Origin of the sequence: Bradyrhizobium sp. BRP23, from assembly GCF_020194135.1 — a bacterium.
Lineage (GTDB): Bacteria > Pseudomonadota > Alphaproteobacteria > Rhizobiales > Xanthobacteraceae > Bradyrhizobium > Bradyrhizobium yuanmingense.
Genome location: NZ_JADYVW010000007.1, coordinates 161150 through 177193, shown reverse-complemented (window position 1 = coordinate 177193; position 16044 = coordinate 161150). Strand labels below are relative to the sequence as shown.

The following is a 16044-nucleotide window of genomic DNA, read 5'->3' as shown; positions in this document are numbered from 1 at the left end:
CAGCAGCGCCTCAAATCCTTCTATCGCACACTTGAAACCGATCACTCGATATCAGGGGCACCCATCGATGTTCAAACGACCAACAGTTCACTACGGGCGCATGCCCGAGCCGATTACGCCTTATCAAAAGGCCGCTCAGGTTTGGGACGAACGCATTGGATCAGCGCGCGTGCAAGCTAAGAACTGGCGCCTGATGGCGTTCGGCTGTTTGATGTTGTCTGCCGGTCTCGCTGGCAGCCTTGTCTGGCAATCGAGCCAAGGCTCGATCACGCCCTGGGTAGTTGAGGTCGATCATCTCGGTCAAGCCCAAAGGGTTGCGCCGGCCAACATCGACTATCAACCTACTGACGCTCAGATAGCCTACCATCTGGCGCGCTTCATCGAGGACGTCAGAGGTTTGCCGGCAGACAGTATCGTTCTGCGCCAGAATTGGCTCCGGGCCTATGATTTTACGACGGATCGTGGCGCGGCTGCACTGAACGACTATGCGCGCAACAATGACCCCTTTGCCAAGCTGGGCAAGGCACAAATCTCAGTGGACGTCTCAAGCGTCATTCGCGCGTCTTCGGAGAGCTTTCGAGTCGCCTGGACCCAGCGCATCTACGACAACGGCTCGTTGAGCGCGACTGAGCGTTGGACCGCAATTCTCTCGATCGTGATCGAGACACCCCGCGATGCCGAACGCCTGCGCAAGAACCCCCTTGGCGTCTACGTCCGCGCCATCAACTGGTCAAAGGAGTTGAGCCAGTGACCAAGATGCCGTTTGACGTTCATTCGAAACGTTCCCTCCAGCAAAGCAGGCTCGGCTCGGCTTGGCCCGAGTTCGTGAGCTCGAAGCGTGCATTTTTATCCGCTTTCCTGCTTTGTTCGTCCGCGCTCGGAGGCTGCGCGACCTACATTCCGCCGGAGATCAGCTATGACGCTGATGTTCCTCCGCTGCCGGCGGCGCCAGTGGCTCTCGACGACAGATCGCGACCGCTTCACGTTCCACCTCTCTGGAAGCCTGCTCTCGGCGGCAAGTTAGGCGCGAAAGAAGACGCTGAGCCGGTGAGCCGCGTAGAGACGGCAAACAGCGCAGCCCGGGTCGAACCGCGCAAGCGGGGCTATTTCAACGCAGCGCAAATCTACGCCTACAGTCCCGGGGCGCTCTATCAGATTTACGCCGCACCGGGGCAGATCACGGATATCGCGCTCGAGGAGGGAGAGCAGTTGACGGGATCAGGACCGATCGCGGCCGGAGATACCGTACGCTGGGTCGTGGGCGATACCGAAAGCGGGAGCGGCGACACACGGCGGGTCCATATCCTGGTCAAGCCGACCCGAGCTTCGATTGAGACCAACTTGGTGGTCAATACGGACCGGCGCACCTACTTGATTGAGCTCCGCTCCCGCGAACGGCCATACATGCCGTCTGTTGCTTGGTACTATCCAGAAACTGCACGGGAACGATCGCGTTCGGTCGCGCAGCCTGTTCTTCCGGACCCGGCGCAGCGCACCTTCCGCTATGCCATCGAAGGGGACAGTCCTCCCTGGCGGCCGCTCGCCGCATATGACGATGGCCGCAAGGTCTATGTCGAATTCCCGGCGGGGATCGTGCAGGGCGAGATGCCTCCGCTCTTCGTCATCGGTCCAGACGGCAAGACTGAACTCGTCAACTACCGCGCTTACGGCAACGTATTGATCGTCGATCGGCTGTTTGCTGCCGCCGAACTGCGGCTTGGCGGCGAGCACCAGCAGAAGGTCCGTATTGTCAGGACCGATGGGAGACCGTCGTCATGAACACTCGGAATATGAACGATCAGGAGCAAGCGGCTCCGCCTGAGACACAAGAGGATCAGTCCAGGGGCTTCCGCTTGAGAGCGGAGCACCCGCGCGTGACACGGTTGTCACGGAAAGTACTGGCGGGAGGGAGCGCGGTCGCCCTGCTTGTCATCGGTGGAGCCGTGCTGTGGTCGCTGCAGAAGAATCGCCCTCGAGACCAGGCGGCCGATGAGCTTTACAGTACCGACCATCACAATGTCGCTGACGGTATTACGGCGCTGCCGAAGGACTACACTGGCATTCCGCGCCAGCCAATCCCGCAACTGGGTCCGCCCCTTCCCGGGGACCTCGGTCGGCCGATCCTTGCGGCCCAAGGCCAGTTGCCGACGATCGGCGCTGATCCAGAACAGCAGCGCCGGGATCAAGAGACCGAAGCAGCCCGCATCAGCCATCTATTCGCTTCGGCGAATGGACGAGAAGTGCGTCCGCCCGCCGCTGCGGCGGTTGGAAACGAGCGCGTCGTGCCTGCGAGCGCGACGAGCACCGGCGACGACGGAAATGCGCAAAACGGTCAGGACCGCAAGCTTGCCTTCGTGAACGCTTCTGTGGACCGTCGCACGGTAAGCCCTGATCGCGTCACCAAGCCGGCTTCACCGTATATCGTGCAGGCTGGGACGGTTATTCCGGGAGCCCTGATCACCGGAATCCGGTCGGACCTGCCGGGCCAGATCACGGCGCAGGTGACCGAGAATGTCTATGACACGCCGACCGGCCGCTCTCTGCTTGTGCCTCAGGGAGCGCGTCTGATCGGCATCTACGATAGCCAGGTCACTTTCGGCCAGTCCCGTGTCCTGCTCGTCTGGACCCGGCTGATTATGCCGAACGGACGTTCCATCGTTCTCGAGCGGCAGCCTGGCGCTGACGCTGCCGGGTATGCAGGCCTCGAAGACCAGGTCGACAATCACTGGGGTGAGCTGTTCAAGGCTGCGGCACTATCGACGTTTCTGGCGGTCGGGACCGAACTTGGGGCCGGCTCGGACACCAACAGCAACGACAGCGCGATCATCCAGGCATTGCGGCACGGCGCCTCAGACTCACTGAATCAGACCGGACAGCAGGTCGTTCGCCGCAGCCTCAACATCCAGCCCACTCTGGCTGTACGACCTGGCTTCCCGGTTCGTGTTCTTGTCAATCGTGACCTCATACTTACGCCCTATAGAGGGTGACAACATGCCAAAACTCAAAATTGGAGAGCTTCCAGACGACAAGCCGGTCAAAGTGAGTACCGAGCTGCCTGCGGCCGTGCATCGTGATCTCATTGCATATGCGGAAGCGCTTACGCGTCAGGGTGGCCAAGTGGTCGATCCGACTAAGCTCATCGCTCCCATGTTAGCGCGCTTTATGGCCACGGATCGAGGATTTTCTAAACTGAAACGTGAAGGCCACGTACCGGCCGCTGGCGAAGGACAGTGATGCTCAAGGTTTCCGAAACTGTTGGTCGATGCTAATTCTAGGCGCTGCCGAGCTGGCGCCAAGAGCCGAGATATCTTGTCGGAAAGGTGTGTTCGCGCCGGATACAACTCCGATTATCAGGTTTTCTCGGTTTTCAGACGCGAGGCGCTGGGCCAACTGCAGTTATTCGGTCGCCTTGAAGCGCGTTACACTGCTCCGGCCATCGACGCTGACAGGCACGTCACCCTCGACCGTGGCCCGCCGTACGACGCGATGCTGGTCCCCGTAATCGTTTACCGCGTAATGCTGCGTTGCGCGGTTATCCCATATTGCAATATCGCCCTCTAGCCAGTTCCAGCGCACAGTGTTTTCGGGCGCGGTGATGTGAGATTGGAACAGATCGAACAACTTTTGTCCGTCGTATTTGCCGACCCCAACAAAGTGCTTCACCAAGGCGCCGAGCACTAGCGTCCGCTCGCCTGTCTCGGGGTGGACGCGTACAGCGGGATGCTCGGTCTCAAAAGCCGTTCTGGTGAACACCTCGTCAAAGTGCTTCTTGTCGACCTCGCGGACACGCGCGATCCCGGCGTAATCGAAAACGTTACTGTGAACGGCCCATAGGCCGTCGGCAAGGCGTTGTAGAGGCGGCGGCAGATCAAGATAAGCGGCAGCTGTGTTCGACCACACGGTGTCGCCTCCGAACCTTGGCATTACAACGGCCCGCAGGACCAAAATCTTGGGATAGGCGTCGGCGAAGGTCCCATCCGTATGCCAAACGTCTGCGCGACCGCCGCCGCGAGTGGAGTCCAGTTCGAGGAGCGACGCCATCCCCTTGGTGGCACCAAGCATCGGATGCGGCACTAACTTTCCGAGACGAGCGGCAAAGCGCTCCTGCTCGGCGTCATTGAGATGTCCTTGATTACGGAAGAAGATCACCTTGTGCTTGAGCAATAAGCTGTTGATCGCAGCGATCGCGTGATCCGGTAAATCGCCTGATAGCTTGATATTTTTGATTTCGGCGCCGATGCGCGCTGCTCGTTTCACCACATCGGTGCTCGGAATGACGCCACCGATCAAAGCCGTTGTGCTCATGTTGCTTTTGTAAGCCCTTGCAGTTTCTCTCTCTCGCCTCTCGGAGCGAATGATCTTCAGCAAGCATCGTGCCAGGCGAAAGACGACCATGTACCGCCAATGGGCACTGAACGAATCGTGGTATTCGGCGCGAGTCATCGAACTGAGCCGATGGTTGGACCGAGTGACGAAAAAACTCGATCACCGACCTCCCCCTTCTAATGTCGAACCGTGAAAGCCGAAGCGGACAGCAGGAGGCGCCAACCTAGGCGGCGCTGGCAAGCCACAAGGCCGAATGGACTTTCGATATTCGCGCTGTACTGGACCTGACACGAGATTGTGCCTCTGTCAGAATACAGACAAGTGTCTACAGCGCGGTAAGCCCGAGCTGACTGTTCGGTTAATAAATGTCGCGAGGTAATTGTATGCCCGGGTTAATCTCTACTAATGCCGCTGGAGCGTGTGAGAGCTGCAGATGTAATGTCCATCGGCGCTGTTGGCCACGGTCATGCACATTATCGTCTCAGTCCTGAGCCAGGATAAGAGCTGCAACTTCCAGGTCCTGTGCCAGTTTGCTCGCCGCTAGGCCGGTGGCGACACCAACGCGATCGGGCGCAGGGCGGTTCTGGCTCATCTTGCGCTTGCCTTCGACCATGGTGATCGGGATGCGCACGCCGGCGATTTCACGCAACTGGACGGCAATGAAATCCGCGGGCGCATCGCTGACGGCCCAGGGCGTCGCACGTGACGTCTCATGGATATTCGTCAGACGCGTCACGATCTCAAGCAGGCGTTTAGGATCCTCGAAGAACTCAATCGGTCCATGGGCGTGGACCGCGATGTAATTCCATGTAGGCACCACGTGTTCAGTTTGACGCTTGCTTGGATACCAGGATGGTGTCACATAAGCCTCTGCGCCACTAAAGATCGCCAGAGCTTCTCCAATCGGGGCCGTGCGCCATTGCGGATTGCCCTTCGCCAGGTGCCCGTACAGCGCGCCGTGTTTGCCTTCGCTCTCATCGAGGAAGAGCGGAAGAGGCGTCGCAAGTGGCCCATCTGATGTCGCCGTGATCAGGTTGGCCAATCGGGCGCAGCGGATTGTCGCTTGAATGCTCTTGAGGTCGTCATCTCGAAAGTGGGATGGTATGTACATAGAGGGTCTCCGTTGGCTGTCGTCCAGATAAAACCCAAGTCAAGAAGCTAGAAAACCGGCAGTTTCGGTAGCTCCCGTAGAGGTGCTCCGCTTCCTCTTTTGACGTGAAGTTTTCGGATTTGTCCGGGACGTGACCCGCCACTAAGTATTTGTTCCAGAAGGCGAAGGAGTTAGAGTCCAGCCCGAAGAGGGACGGACAGATGAGGCGAGCAAGGTTCAGGAAGAGCAGATTATCGCGGTATTAAAGGAGGATGAGGCTTGGGCGAAACGGCTGACCTGGCTCGCAGGCATGGGATCTCCGAAGCGACGATCTACAATTGAAAGGCTAAATTCGGCGGCATGGATGTCTCTGAGACCAAGCGCCTGAGGCGCTGGGAGAGGAGAGCGCGAAGCTGAAGAAGCTTCTGGCCGAGCAGATGCTCGACGCGGCCGCCCTTCGCGAGCTGCTTTCAAAAAAGCGATAGGGGCCGTCCACGCCGGGGATCTGCCGCGTGCCGATCTCCGCGCCTGCGTCCACCAGCCGACGTTAGCTCCTTGCGCAATGCAGGAAGCTTCCCCCCGGTCCGGCAGCGCGACAACGAAGTAAGCGCGCGACGCGAGGGAGAGCCCTGGTTTAAGTGAAATATATAGCCAGCCCCGGTTTCACCAACGCTACGGCGTGCACCGGTTCCGACTCCATACATGTGAATCGAAAGTTAGGGGCATGAGGGAAGGCCCTCCGGGCTGGCTGGCGGACCCTCGACCCCGAGCCTGAGCACAAGGCCGTGCATGTCCCCACGGTTCGTCCCAAGAGCAAACTGCAGATTCTTGCTAACGATCGGCTAAGATCCTCGCCGGGTTAGCGCGCGATGTGCTAGGTCAAGCCGCAGCGCCCATCGTGCGGAACGTCGCGGCACAGGCCCCAGGAGCTGTCTTGAGGCCGCGACTGCGGTCTTCTCGCCCGGCCTTCTGAGAAGTGTTCGCTTTGTAACACGGCTGACCGCCCCCGAGAGGGGCGTGGTATTCTGCCGAATGCCAGACCGATCTCCCGCCGAATTATTCGCACCGCTCGCTTGAACTGCTCGGCCGGCACCAGGCCGCCCTAACCGGCAATCCGAAAGCGAAGCGCGAGCTCGGGCAGATGGCCCGCGAGTACAAACAGATGGCGGACTGGCACGACCACAACCCCCAGCATCGAGAGTAAGGCCGCCTCGGCCTGTCCTGATTCACGGCTGGGGCCGGATTAACCGCCTTCGTCCAGTGTTAGTACACGTATGGATCGAAATGATCCTGTATCGGCAATTGGCGGTACAGCGGTCTGCGCGGCGATCGTCGCCATCTTCGAGATCAAGGTGGCAATGGATCGTAGGCGCTTCAAAAGTAGCGCCGCCTCATGGCGCAGCTATCGTTTACGAACTTGTGGCGAAGGGATTGGATTGTTGATGCGCCCTGGCCGATAGCCCCCGCCGTGCCAGAGCACAACGGCCCCGGCTGTCGCCGATTGGCTGGGGCCGCTTTTATGCGGGCGAGGCGCACTTGGGGCTTGCAATGCGGGGGGGCGCAAATGACAAGCGCGGGCCACGCTTTCGGTAAGCGCCTTCACGCCGACCTTGCCGCACAGCATCAATCCCCTTTGAGATTCGCTCTGGAGGCCAACAAGGATCGCCTGATGGCAACATAGCTATGTCCTTAGGTGCAGCGGTTCGGGAGTGGCCCGACGGGGCGCTATGCCACTTTGATCCGATCGAAAGGGATGAGGTGGCAGTTTGAACAGCATTCCCGCGTTCGGCTCAGTGCGGCAGGACTTCCATGTTCTTCACCTCACTACGACGTGCCTTCGCAGGCAGGGAATCGCTGAAGTCAACTGGAGTGATGCAAATATTCCTGCCTCATTGCCTGGATCGTAGCGCAACTGTATCGCAACATTTCTCGTTCGGCTGCCGGTCCGACGGACTTTGAGACGATAGCCGTAGCCATCCAGCGTACTGGCTCTGACTCACTTCAGATGAAGTTCGACGGACGTCTGGCACTTTGATTGGAGAGGATCTCACAGTTCTGCTTCAGAAAGTCGGTTTGAAGCTCAGGAGCCGCGGTGATTGCGCAAACGCGCCCGCAAGGACCTACCAAGAATGGCCGGTCGCACTGTCGCGGGAAGTTGGTTATACTGTCGCTCTCAACGGAGGGGGATCCGTGTCCTACAGCATTAGGTGTCATCGAACGGGGTTTAGCCGGAGGCATTTTTCAGTTCAAAGTTTGAGCGCAAGAGAAGCCCTGTGTAAGGCGGAGTGTCTTGAGAGATCGGGAGTAGACATAGACTATATTGATACTCCCTCAGGCGGACGTGTCGACCTCCGCACGTTCCGGAAGCTGGCTGAGACGGAGGGCGGCTTCGAACAAGAACTTCCCAGCCAATGATGATGATCATACCTACGCTTTCAGGAAAATACTCAAACATTTGAGCTCGCACCTACGAAGCCCTGTCACTTCAAAGCTGGCGCCTTCACGTTTCAATGCGTCGCGTTTCGGCCTGGAATCTCCCAGGCCCTTCGGATACCTGGGCCGGCCAATTTGCGTTGTCTCGAATACGCGCATCGTTGCCCTCGCTAGCATCCATCAACTTCGCGCAGATTCCACCATGCACAAGAACTAACAAGACGAGCGGCTGCCATGAACGATGGACATTGATTTGGTTCACTCTCAAGAACGCGGCTTCTCAAGCGACTTCAGTATTGCGAGCTGCCTCGGACTGCCACCGAAGCAGTGTCCCCTGCCGTTTAGATTGTTTCAGTCGAGAAGATGCTGCGCATTTCCGGCAGCGTTCAAAAGACCGTTCACAGTCTTCAAGCCGAGCCCGTCTTACAGCAGGATGCATGATCCGGCGAAGCAGCCTAGTCTGCACAGTAGGCGACCGCTGTTGAGCCACGAGCCTACGACAGCTTTCCGGGCCGGCAGCCTCAAAGCCGAGACCTTACTCGCCATAGCGAAGGACGTGCAGATTGCCGACAGACGCGCACGTGGGGTACGGCGTGGTTTTGGTCCGGCGCAAACTATCCATGCTTGCTTGGCCTGCCGGTCCAGCTTCGCGAGCTGTCCTAGACATGCACTACTTCCGGCGCTTGACCTTGCGCGGCACTTAGCTAGCCAAGGCGCCACGCTGACCTAAAGAGTGTTCGCCGTCGGGGCCTGTGAAACAGGCAGTGTGATTTTGCTTTGGGAGGAGTTCCTGGTTCATAGTAGCCAGCGGGAGCGAAGATGAAACAGAAATCCGGACCGAGAAAAGCACCGGCAGAACAAGTTGTAAAAAGACATTAGGCGACAGACCCGCCGGCATTATTCGGCGGAAGAGAGGATCCGCATGATGCTGTGCGCGGCAAGGAGAACATCTCGAGATCTGCCGCCCAGAAGGCATCGCTGCCTCGATGTGTTACAGTTGGTTCAAGGAGTTGTCTGACGACGGACGTCAGCTCTCAAACGAATGTCGACAACTTGACCCTGCAGCCCGCTACGAAGTCCCTGCTGAACCTCCAATTCTCAATTCGGCACGGCCCTTGCTTGGTTAGAGGTACCATCACGTATTGCTCCAGATACGGCGATGTTAGGGGCGGGCTCGGCGTCGCGAGCGTCTGGTCCGCCCCGCCGATTTGCTGTGGCTTGCGACTTCGGCGCCTAAGCGGCCATGCCATAGCCTCGAACACACGTTAGATCAGAGATGCAGACTGGAACAGTAGTCTCCTACAGTGTTGAGAAGGGCTGGGGCTTCATCAGACCCGACAGCTGCGACGGCATGGATTTGTTCGTTCACATTTCGGACCTTTGCGACTGCACAGGGGCTGATCTGGTGCCGGGGACGCGCGTGTCTTTCGATCGTCGCTTCAACAAACGCCGCTCAAAGTACAGAGCCGCCGAGGTCAGACTAATCAATTGAGATGCCGTATTTTCTGAAGCACGGGTTGCTTATCATTTGATATCGGAACGGCGATGCAGGAGCGCTTCCCTTGCAGGGCGCATTAAAATTTACGGTCGATCTTCTGAAGAATCTTGCCAACTCCAAGAGTCCTTTTGGCGTAGTGACGTGCCACCTGGATGTCGTGCGCAAACCTGGTCAAAATCGTTCAATGAAGCATCGAAGATGTTGGACCAGTTTAGAACGACGGCGTCATCTGACGGCAGCGTTTTGGCACGGACCTCGTACAAATGCGATCGTCCCCAAACAGCCGAAACTGGACGGCCGCGCCGACGGAAAGACTATCATACACGGATTCGGCGACGCCCGCGGTGACGCTCAGCGTATTGCGGTCGACGATCTTGACGAGATCCTAGCCACGCCGCGTGTATTGGCCATCGGTATATTCCAGGCATGCCAACAACGCCGGCGTTGAGCGTAGCGAAGATCAGACACGAACAGGCTCGGCACGATTTGCCGGTCGAGATGGACGATGCGCGCTTTCACTTGCTCGCTCTCGACATTAAGCTCGGCCAGCCGCTGATCGAGTTCTCGGATCGAGTTAATTACCTCGAGGCCGAACTTGCGTCAGCCCGCGACGGAGTCTTCATCGGGAGCCCTACAATGATGCTCCTTCGCTGGTCGAAGTGCGCAGCACCTCCAGCGCTTTGATGTCACCGTGATTGTTTCAGATCTCGCAGGAGAGCCAGATCTCGGCTGCGCGATTGGGAGTACTGGACGCGTTATCTTCACCGGCGGCCCGATCGCACAATTCCGTCGGTTTCTTACGCGCTACGGGCTCTGATGCTGCTGCCCTCACGACTCTTTGCGGCTTTCCACGGCCTTTGTCGCCGTACTTGACGCCGATTTCGTTTTGCAGACGCCGCTTTCAGAATCGGGCTCCGCCTTACCGTCGTTCCGTTGCTCAATCCGACAAAATGGTATTGGCGCGCTCTTCTGGGAGTGGCTGCCATAGTGTCTTAGCGCCATGTGGTTCGCCGACGCTTGTGCCACTCGACTGGACTGCGGACGCGCTTCCCCATGCGGACTTAATCGAGCGAACGTTGGCACTGTTTAACGAGCCGAGCGTTGGTCGAGTTGAGGATTCGCATGCTCGAAGCTGTACTGTGCCGTCCTCGTCCATTGCGACTCGAATCAACCCGGACCTAACGCTTTATCGTGGAGGAATACGGTGAACTGTTGCGGTACTCGAGCGCGGGTTCCTATCGACGAACAGATACTCTTCAGATCGTCCCACAGCTATTTGGGGGATCAAGCGGGCTGGAGGACAGGCGCAGTCTGCCCCTGCCATAACTTGCGCGATCGACGATGCTTGTCAAAGTAGAGATCCAAGACAGCGCGTCGGCCAAGTCGACAGCGTCCTTCATCAAAAGCCCCGTGAAGGTGACGTTGCCCTGGCATGCGGCCTGCCCGGTCACAACACCGATCACAGTCCATCCGAACCCATCGCGTCAGATCGCGTAGCGAGCTAATCTGGGTGAGAGCTCGATCGCGTTTCACCACTGTGCTCATAGCCGACGCGGCGCTATGGGATGCTTTGCCACTCAGATAAGTCTCGCGGGATACCCATCTTTGTAGGATCTCCAGCCCACGGCCAATGACATCTCCCGTTCGCTAACCCTTCTGCTGCGATGACTGGCGAGATATACTGGCCTAAAACCTGACCATCAAACAGGAGAGCGCATCCTCCCGGCACGATAATGATCTCGGCTAGACCGGCGTATGTTTCATACCTCCATTTCATAGCTAACTACCGGGTTAACCCCTTTGATATTGACGGCAACGCAGGTGCGACTCGGCGCCTTCACTCAAGAGAACTCGACGCTGTCCCTGCCGCGCCCACGCTGCCGGTGAAGTTAGCCCGACGTGACTCGGCGCTTGTGCTGGTCCGAAAAAGCGCTGTCCCTACCACGCCCCACTAACTTCAGTGGCCAACCTTGCCATAACAACGCTAACCACCCTCGCCTTCGCGGGAGTGTCTGAAGCTCCCACGGGCTGCGGAATTGTAGCGCCAAGAGCGATCATGGGACGCCTACCAGGATTGGTGGCTGGCCGACGGCGTAAAGGCGCACTATCGGTGTGGTAATGGCCGCACGAGATGGGCACATGTACATACACGATTGCCCGCGCCAAGCTTGGGCAACTACGGGCGCTCACCTCAGCCACGTAGAAACGGGCCCCGAGCATATCTGGCGAGGATGCAGACAAGCCGGCACTACACCGTGGTGATACGGGGCGCGGCGTGTGCGATGCGACGAGCCGCATGCAGGTTGACGACGTGCTCAAGCTTTACGTCAGCAACAATGCGGGCGCTACGGTGTCCTTGTCAGAACTCGTCACACCGGTCATGGAAACCAGTCCCCTCCAGTTCGTGCGCTCCAACGGCTACCCGGCCATGCGTATTGCCGGCAAGGGCTGCACCCGGGATAGCCGGCGACGCGATGATGGAAATGGAAAGACTAGCCTCAAACTGCCCCCAGGTTTCACAGTCGAGTGGATTGGACAGTCTCTGCACGAAAGCAATCTGCCTCGCAGGCGCCAATCCTGCTTGCTCTCTCCATGTTGGTCGTCTTTCTGGTGCTGGCTGCGCTTTACGGGAGCTGGTCAATTCCGTTCTCGGTGACGCTTGTCGTGTCGCTTGGAATAATCGGTTCCGTTCTCGCGGCCCATCTGCGCGGGCTCGAAAAAGACGTCTTCTTCACCATCGGCTTTACTACTATCATAGGTTTTTCGGCCAAGAACTCGATCCTGATCGTCGAATTCGCCAAGAACCTTCGCAGTCAGGGCGTGGGCTTACGAACGCCGTCGTCGGAGCAGCCAGGCTTCGATTGCGTCCGATCCAAATGACCTCACTGGCCTTTCCACTCGGTGTGGTCCCATTGATGCTTGCCCGCGGCGCTAGCGCCGAAACCCAGCGCGCCATCGGGACCGGGGTATTCGGTGGCATGATTTCAGCAACGCTCCTCGCTGTGTTCTTTGTGCCCGTCTTCCACGTCTTCGTCACGGAACATTTCGGTGCACGCAAAGACTGGGCCTCCATGCAATAAGCGAAGGGTGACCTCGACTCTGGAAGAGATCTCAGGGTCGATTCAAGGTGATCGACACGGTGCGGGAGAAGTTCAGTTGTCGGACTACGAGGCGATCACGCACCCCCAGGCGATACTTGTTCTGCCGTCGCTTCGCCCGGTTTGGACTTGTGGTTCATCTTCGCTTCTGATGGCTACGATGAACCACAAATCTCCTCGTAGAGAACTTGGGCAACTCGTCCGAGCAGATGGCCGGCGGACGTCATCCGCCGCCGGCTATCCTACGCTGCCCGGGGCCTGGGGGCTGGGCAGCGGTCGACTTAGTGCTCGTAAGCCTGCCGATCGCCGATTCGTAACCCGCCAACTATTCCGGCAAGCTCCGAACCCGAGAAATCGGTGGTCTTACGCGTTCACCAAGCGCCTGAGCTTTCCGGTTTAATGGACACGGGGTTCAGCTAAACCCGTCTTGCGCCCGAACTCAACCGGGTTGACATAGGCGTGGTCGAGTCCATGCGGGTATTGTTGCAAAATCTTTCAGTTTAGCTGAACCCATCGGCGCGTGCCTCGTCTCTAGTTCTGTAGATCTTTCCTGCCGTCCGTTCGGTCTTGAGAAGAGAAGAAGCTCTCCGTGGCCGCATCGTCCCACGCTTCCCGGAACGGCTCATGCTGCAAACGATGCCATGGTCGGCCATCAGGCGCTAGAACTGCTCGCTCGTGTGCTGGCGCACCAGTCGGGTGCTTCGTGATGATGGATGATACCTGGGCGACAACCCTACTTTCACGCCGCCACCAAATATCTCGCTGGTTGCCGACGCATTCCTCGGGATCGCGACAGCAAATGACGCCGCATGGCCGGCGCTACGGGCGACCTCATCAGTTCGAGAGGTCGCCGGGCCCAAAGATATCGATTTGGCCCTGCTTAGACTACGCATCCTCACGATCCGCAAACAGCATTGGGAAAACGGCCTTAAACTGGCTCCAAGGCTGCAAGCCAATTTGAACCCAGCACCAGTTCCCCGAGGTTCGGTGGACATCAATGCCAATCACCCGTCGCATTCGCACCTCCTGCCAGACACGAGCCGAGAACTTAGGGCTGGTCGCCTCCGACTCGCCCGGTTGCGCCGAGAGCGCGCGCCCGCAGCTCTCGTCGGGTCATTTGGAACCGAGAGTTTTTAGGCGCGAGCAGCCTTTTCGGAGTTTGTGCTGAAGCCGATGCCGCGCCCTCAGCTAGCGCGTGTAGCAGGGACAGCGTCGGGTTCTCACTCACTCGAGGCGCCGAGGCACGTCCGCGCTGCTCCGGAAGCTACATGCGTGCATCGACAGCTAGGAGTCCAAGCCGAGGCACCGGAAGCACGGTGCGGGCAGCCCGATACACACGACACATGCAGGCCGCATTGATATCACGCGGACTGCGCTGCAGGATCAGCCGGTTGAACAGCCCGCAGAAGCTGGTGAGCGATTTCGGGCTCAACACGCGGGTGCGGCTGTCGGGACTGGGAGCTGCCCCTCACGGCCGCATCAGCAAGATCGGCCGCAGTTATGCGCGCGCCATGCTGGTCGAGCCGGTCTTGGCTGCGACCAAGGCGCCCGGTCCACTGCATGCGTTTGGTACTGCCGGTTCCGGCCGTGGCGGGCGATCCTAGCGATAGGCTATCGCACGCAGGTTCACTCCAGGGCCGCACGCCCATCCCACAGGTTGTCCGTCACGGTCTGGGTGAGTCCTAGTGGCTCCAAAATTTCGTTGGCATAGGATCAGCTCGGCTATGCCAACGTATAGCTTTCGAAGGAATTCCTCCGCCGGCATTGTTGAGGAGGACACGATCATTGGGAGAGCCGAGGCGACGCTATCGGAGGCCATACAGTTGATCACACTTCTGTTCAGATGAGTTTTGTCATCCTGATTGGGACTGTACTGCGCACTCCAGAACACGAACGCGGAGATCGCAGGCCAAGCTTGGCAATGCGCTCGGCACGGAACAGGCTCGCCGAGGCTGGCGGACAGTTCTTCTCTAGAACCGCATGAATTCAGGGCTAAGAGGTTAACTTGAAGGCGGCTCTCCGCTCTCCTCGCTGGACCAGACGGGAAGATGAACTGTTGCGCGAGCTTGTTGATGCAGGCGCGCCTGTGGAATCCATTTGCGAAACGCTCCACAGGTCCGAGCCGGAACTTCGGAGGCGTGGCTACTACATTGGCCTACCAAGGAAATGGTTTAAGCGAAGAGTCGCCCTCTGACGTTGAGGCCGCGCTCGACTGCGATCCTGGTTTTGGCAAAGTAAGGCCACTAACTGAGGCCACCTCTTTCATTCAGTAGAAGAGGGCGACGTCGACTTCTGGGCCCGCCGGCATACGAGGATGATGAGCGCGCGCATTTGTCGCGCGGCTATGCGCTCAGTCGGGCCGGCGCCGGGCTGGCTTGATTGAGCCCGGCGATCGAACGTCAGCATCTTCGTCGACCCCACTCAGTTCGGACTGAACGAGGATCTCAGCACCTACACGCCCGACTTCTTGCAGGATGAGGGACTGTGCCGCGACGCCGGTGTTGCCTTCCACTTTGCGCCGGATGCACAGGAAGTTTATCCGAGTCATTTCGAGACCTTAATTGAACCGGGCGACCTCGCCAAAGCTGTGCGGAGCCTTCAGGCCTGGACATTTTCGCGGTGTCGCTACTGTCGTATGTCAGTTGTTGAACATGGTGCAGCCCGACGTGCTGTTTTTTTTGGCCAGAAGGATTTTCAGCCAATGCGCAGTCGTGCGTCGCATGGCGCGGTTGATCTCAATCTCCCAATCGAGATCGTCACCGTACCGACCGCTGCCGAGCAGGATGGGCTCGCGATGAGCAGTCGCAACCAGTATCTCGGCAAGGAAGAACGTCAGCGGGCCCTTGCGTTCAATCGTGGACTCTCCGCCGCGCTCGATGAATTCCGCTCGGGAGAAAGGCCAATTGCGATCGCCAAGGGGCATTTAGAGACAGTTGACCGACTCCAGTATCTTGAACTTGTGGACGGTGCCGCCGACAGTCCACTGCGACGCCCCGCGGAGCTTTGTGCAGCAGCCTACGTTGGATGGACCCGGCTGACCGACAAGGTAATACTGGCGTTGCCAACTCCATAGCGCACTGCGCAGCCAACATTACGCAGCATATTGAGCTGGAAGAAGTGCTCAAGCCAACTGTTCCGACAGACGTGTCGATTGGTGCCAAGGGCGAACTCCGAGCAAAGTTGTTCAGCGAGTTAGCGATGCGGAGAGGGGGGCTTGCGGAATATTGTAGGCCCGAGAATTTTGCCTCTGGCAAGGTCATACTTCGCGGGGCTGCGACCAGCGAGCGTTTCGACAAACCTTGGTATAGTCTTTTGCAGCCCATTCTATATTTCCCACTTACCTTTGTAGAGTTGAGCACCCGTCAGGTCGTTTGTACTTTCGATCTCGAACCCGGATCATTCGATCGACGGGGCGGCGCGAAGCCCGAAGTGACGCCTTGCTAGAAGTCGTTGCGTTCCAATCAGGTGTGAGGACGAATCTTGAGTCTGACCGTTAGCCGGTTGCACGCAAAAAGACTTGGGGGGCTGTGCCTTAAGAAGGTGCCCACTATTCGAGATCGCGATGAGCGATCAGAACAGCGCAACCAACCTTCATTCAA

The 16044-nt window shown here is 58.5% G+C and carries 7 protein-coding genes and 5 pseudogenes; 9 read left to right on the top strand and 3 right to left on the bottom strand.

All coding sequences use genetic code 11. The features are described 5' to 3' along the window. The first annotated feature begins 67 nt into the window (after positions 1 to 67). From trbF to I6F24_RS20675, 4 genes are read left to right on the top strand one after another with little or no spacing between them, the layout of a single operon-like run. Entirely contained in the window at positions 68 to 751 is a 684-nt protein-coding gene (gene trbF, locus I6F24_RS20690) for a conjugal transfer protein TrbF (RefSeq protein ID WP_225128605.1), read from the top strand. Continuing rightward, complete coding sequence (gene trbG / locus I6F24_RS20685) at positions 748 to 1779, top strand: P-type conjugative transfer protein TrbG (RefSeq protein WP_225128604.1); 1032 nt, start codon at positions 748 to 750, stop codon at positions 1777 to 1779. The genes trbF and trbG overlap by 4 nt, the downstream gene beginning before the upstream one ends. Next, on the top strand, positions 1776 to 2987 hold the full coding sequence (locus I6F24_RS20680) for a TrbI/VirB10 family protein (RefSeq protein WP_225128603.1): 1212 nt from the start codon (positions 1776 to 1778) through the stop codon (positions 2985 to 2987). Before trbG ends, I6F24_RS20680 begins: the two co-directional genes overlap by 4 nt. Before the next feature lie 4 nt (positions 2988 to 2991). Continuing rightward, a complete protein-coding gene (locus I6F24_RS20675; protein WP_128931751.1) occupies positions 2992 to 3234 on the top strand; it encodes a DUF2274 domain-containing protein in 243 nt (80 codons plus the stop codon). Positions 3235 to 3396: 162 nt separating this feature from the next. On the opposite strand, the gene I6F24_RS20670 is transcribed toward I6F24_RS20675, so the two are convergent. Together I6F24_RS20670 and I6F24_RS20665 are read right to left on the bottom strand one after the other, a co-directional pair. Beyond that, the gene (locus I6F24_RS20670; RefSeq protein ID WP_225128602.1) at positions 3397 to 4305 is read right to left on the bottom strand and encodes a TauD/TfdA family dioxygenase; all 909 of its coding nucleotides are present in this window, start codon (positions 4303 to 4305) and stop codon (positions 3397 to 3399) included. 502 nt (positions 4306 to 4807) lie between these two features. After that, entirely contained in the window at positions 4808 to 5437 is a 630-nt protein-coding gene (locus I6F24_RS20665) for an FMN-binding negative transcriptional regulator (protein ID WP_225128601.1), read from the bottom strand. A gap of 229 nt (positions 5438 to 5666) precedes the next feature. Here I6F24_RS20665 and I6F24_RS20660 point away from each other — a divergent pair. From I6F24_RS20660 to I6F24_RS20650, 3 genes and pseudogenes are all read left to right on the top strand, one after another. Continuing rightward, positions 5667 to 5898, top strand: a pseudogene (locus I6F24_RS20660) (transposase); the annotation flags it as partial. 3227 nt (positions 5899 to 9125) lie between these two features. Beyond that, positions 9126 to 9341: a cold shock domain-containing protein gene (locus tag I6F24_RS20655; protein ID WP_225128600.1), complete on the top strand. Its 216-nt coding sequence runs from the start codon at positions 9126 to 9128 to the stop codon at positions 9339 to 9341. A 2287-nt stretch (positions 9342 to 11628) separates the two neighbouring features. Then, positions 11629 to 12427, top strand: a pseudogene (locus I6F24_RS20650) (efflux RND transporter permease subunit); the annotation flags it as partial. 414 nt (positions 12428 to 12841) lie between these two features. Here the strand turns inward: I6F24_RS20650 and I6F24_RS20645 are convergent. Beyond that, positions 12842 to 13128: pseudogene (locus I6F24_RS20645) on the bottom strand (IS3 family transposase); the annotation flags it as partial. A gap of 705 nt (positions 13129 to 13833) precedes the next feature. Between I6F24_RS20645 and I6F24_RS20640 the strand changes: the two are divergent. Beyond that, a pseudogene (locus tag I6F24_RS20640) lies at positions 13834 to 14013 on the top strand (transposase); the annotation flags it as partial. A gap of 830 nt (positions 14014 to 14843) precedes the next feature. Next, a pseudogene (locus tag I6F24_RS20635) lies at positions 14844 to 15518 on the top strand (pantoate--beta-alanine ligase); the annotation flags it as partial. Positions 15519 to 16044 lie beyond the last annotated feature (526 nt).

Bases quoted from the DNA above. Each gene is read 5' to 3' on its own strand.
- I6F24_RS20680 (WP_225128603.1), top strand. From the start codon at position 1,776: ATGAACACTCGGAATATGAACGATCAGGAGCAAGCGGCTCCGCCTGAG.
- I6F24_RS20675 (WP_128931751.1), top strand. From the start codon at position 2,992: ATGCCAAAACTCAAAATTGGAGAGCTTCCAGACGACAAGCCGGTCAAA.
- I6F24_RS20655 (WP_225128600.1), top strand. From the start codon at position 9,126: ATGCAGACTGGAACAGTAGTCTCCTACAGTGTTGAGAAGGGCTGGGGC.
- trbF (WP_225128605.1), top strand. From the start codon at position 68: ATGTTCAAACGACCAACAGTTCACTACGGGCGCATGCCCGAGCCGATT.
- I6F24_RS20665 (WP_225128601.1), bottom strand. From the start codon at position 5,437: ATGTACATACCATCCCACTTTCGAGATGACGACCTCAAGAGCATTCAA.
- I6F24_RS20670 (WP_225128602.1), bottom strand. From the start codon at position 4,305: ATGAGCACAACGGCTTTGATCGGTGGCGTCATTCCGAGCACCGATGTG.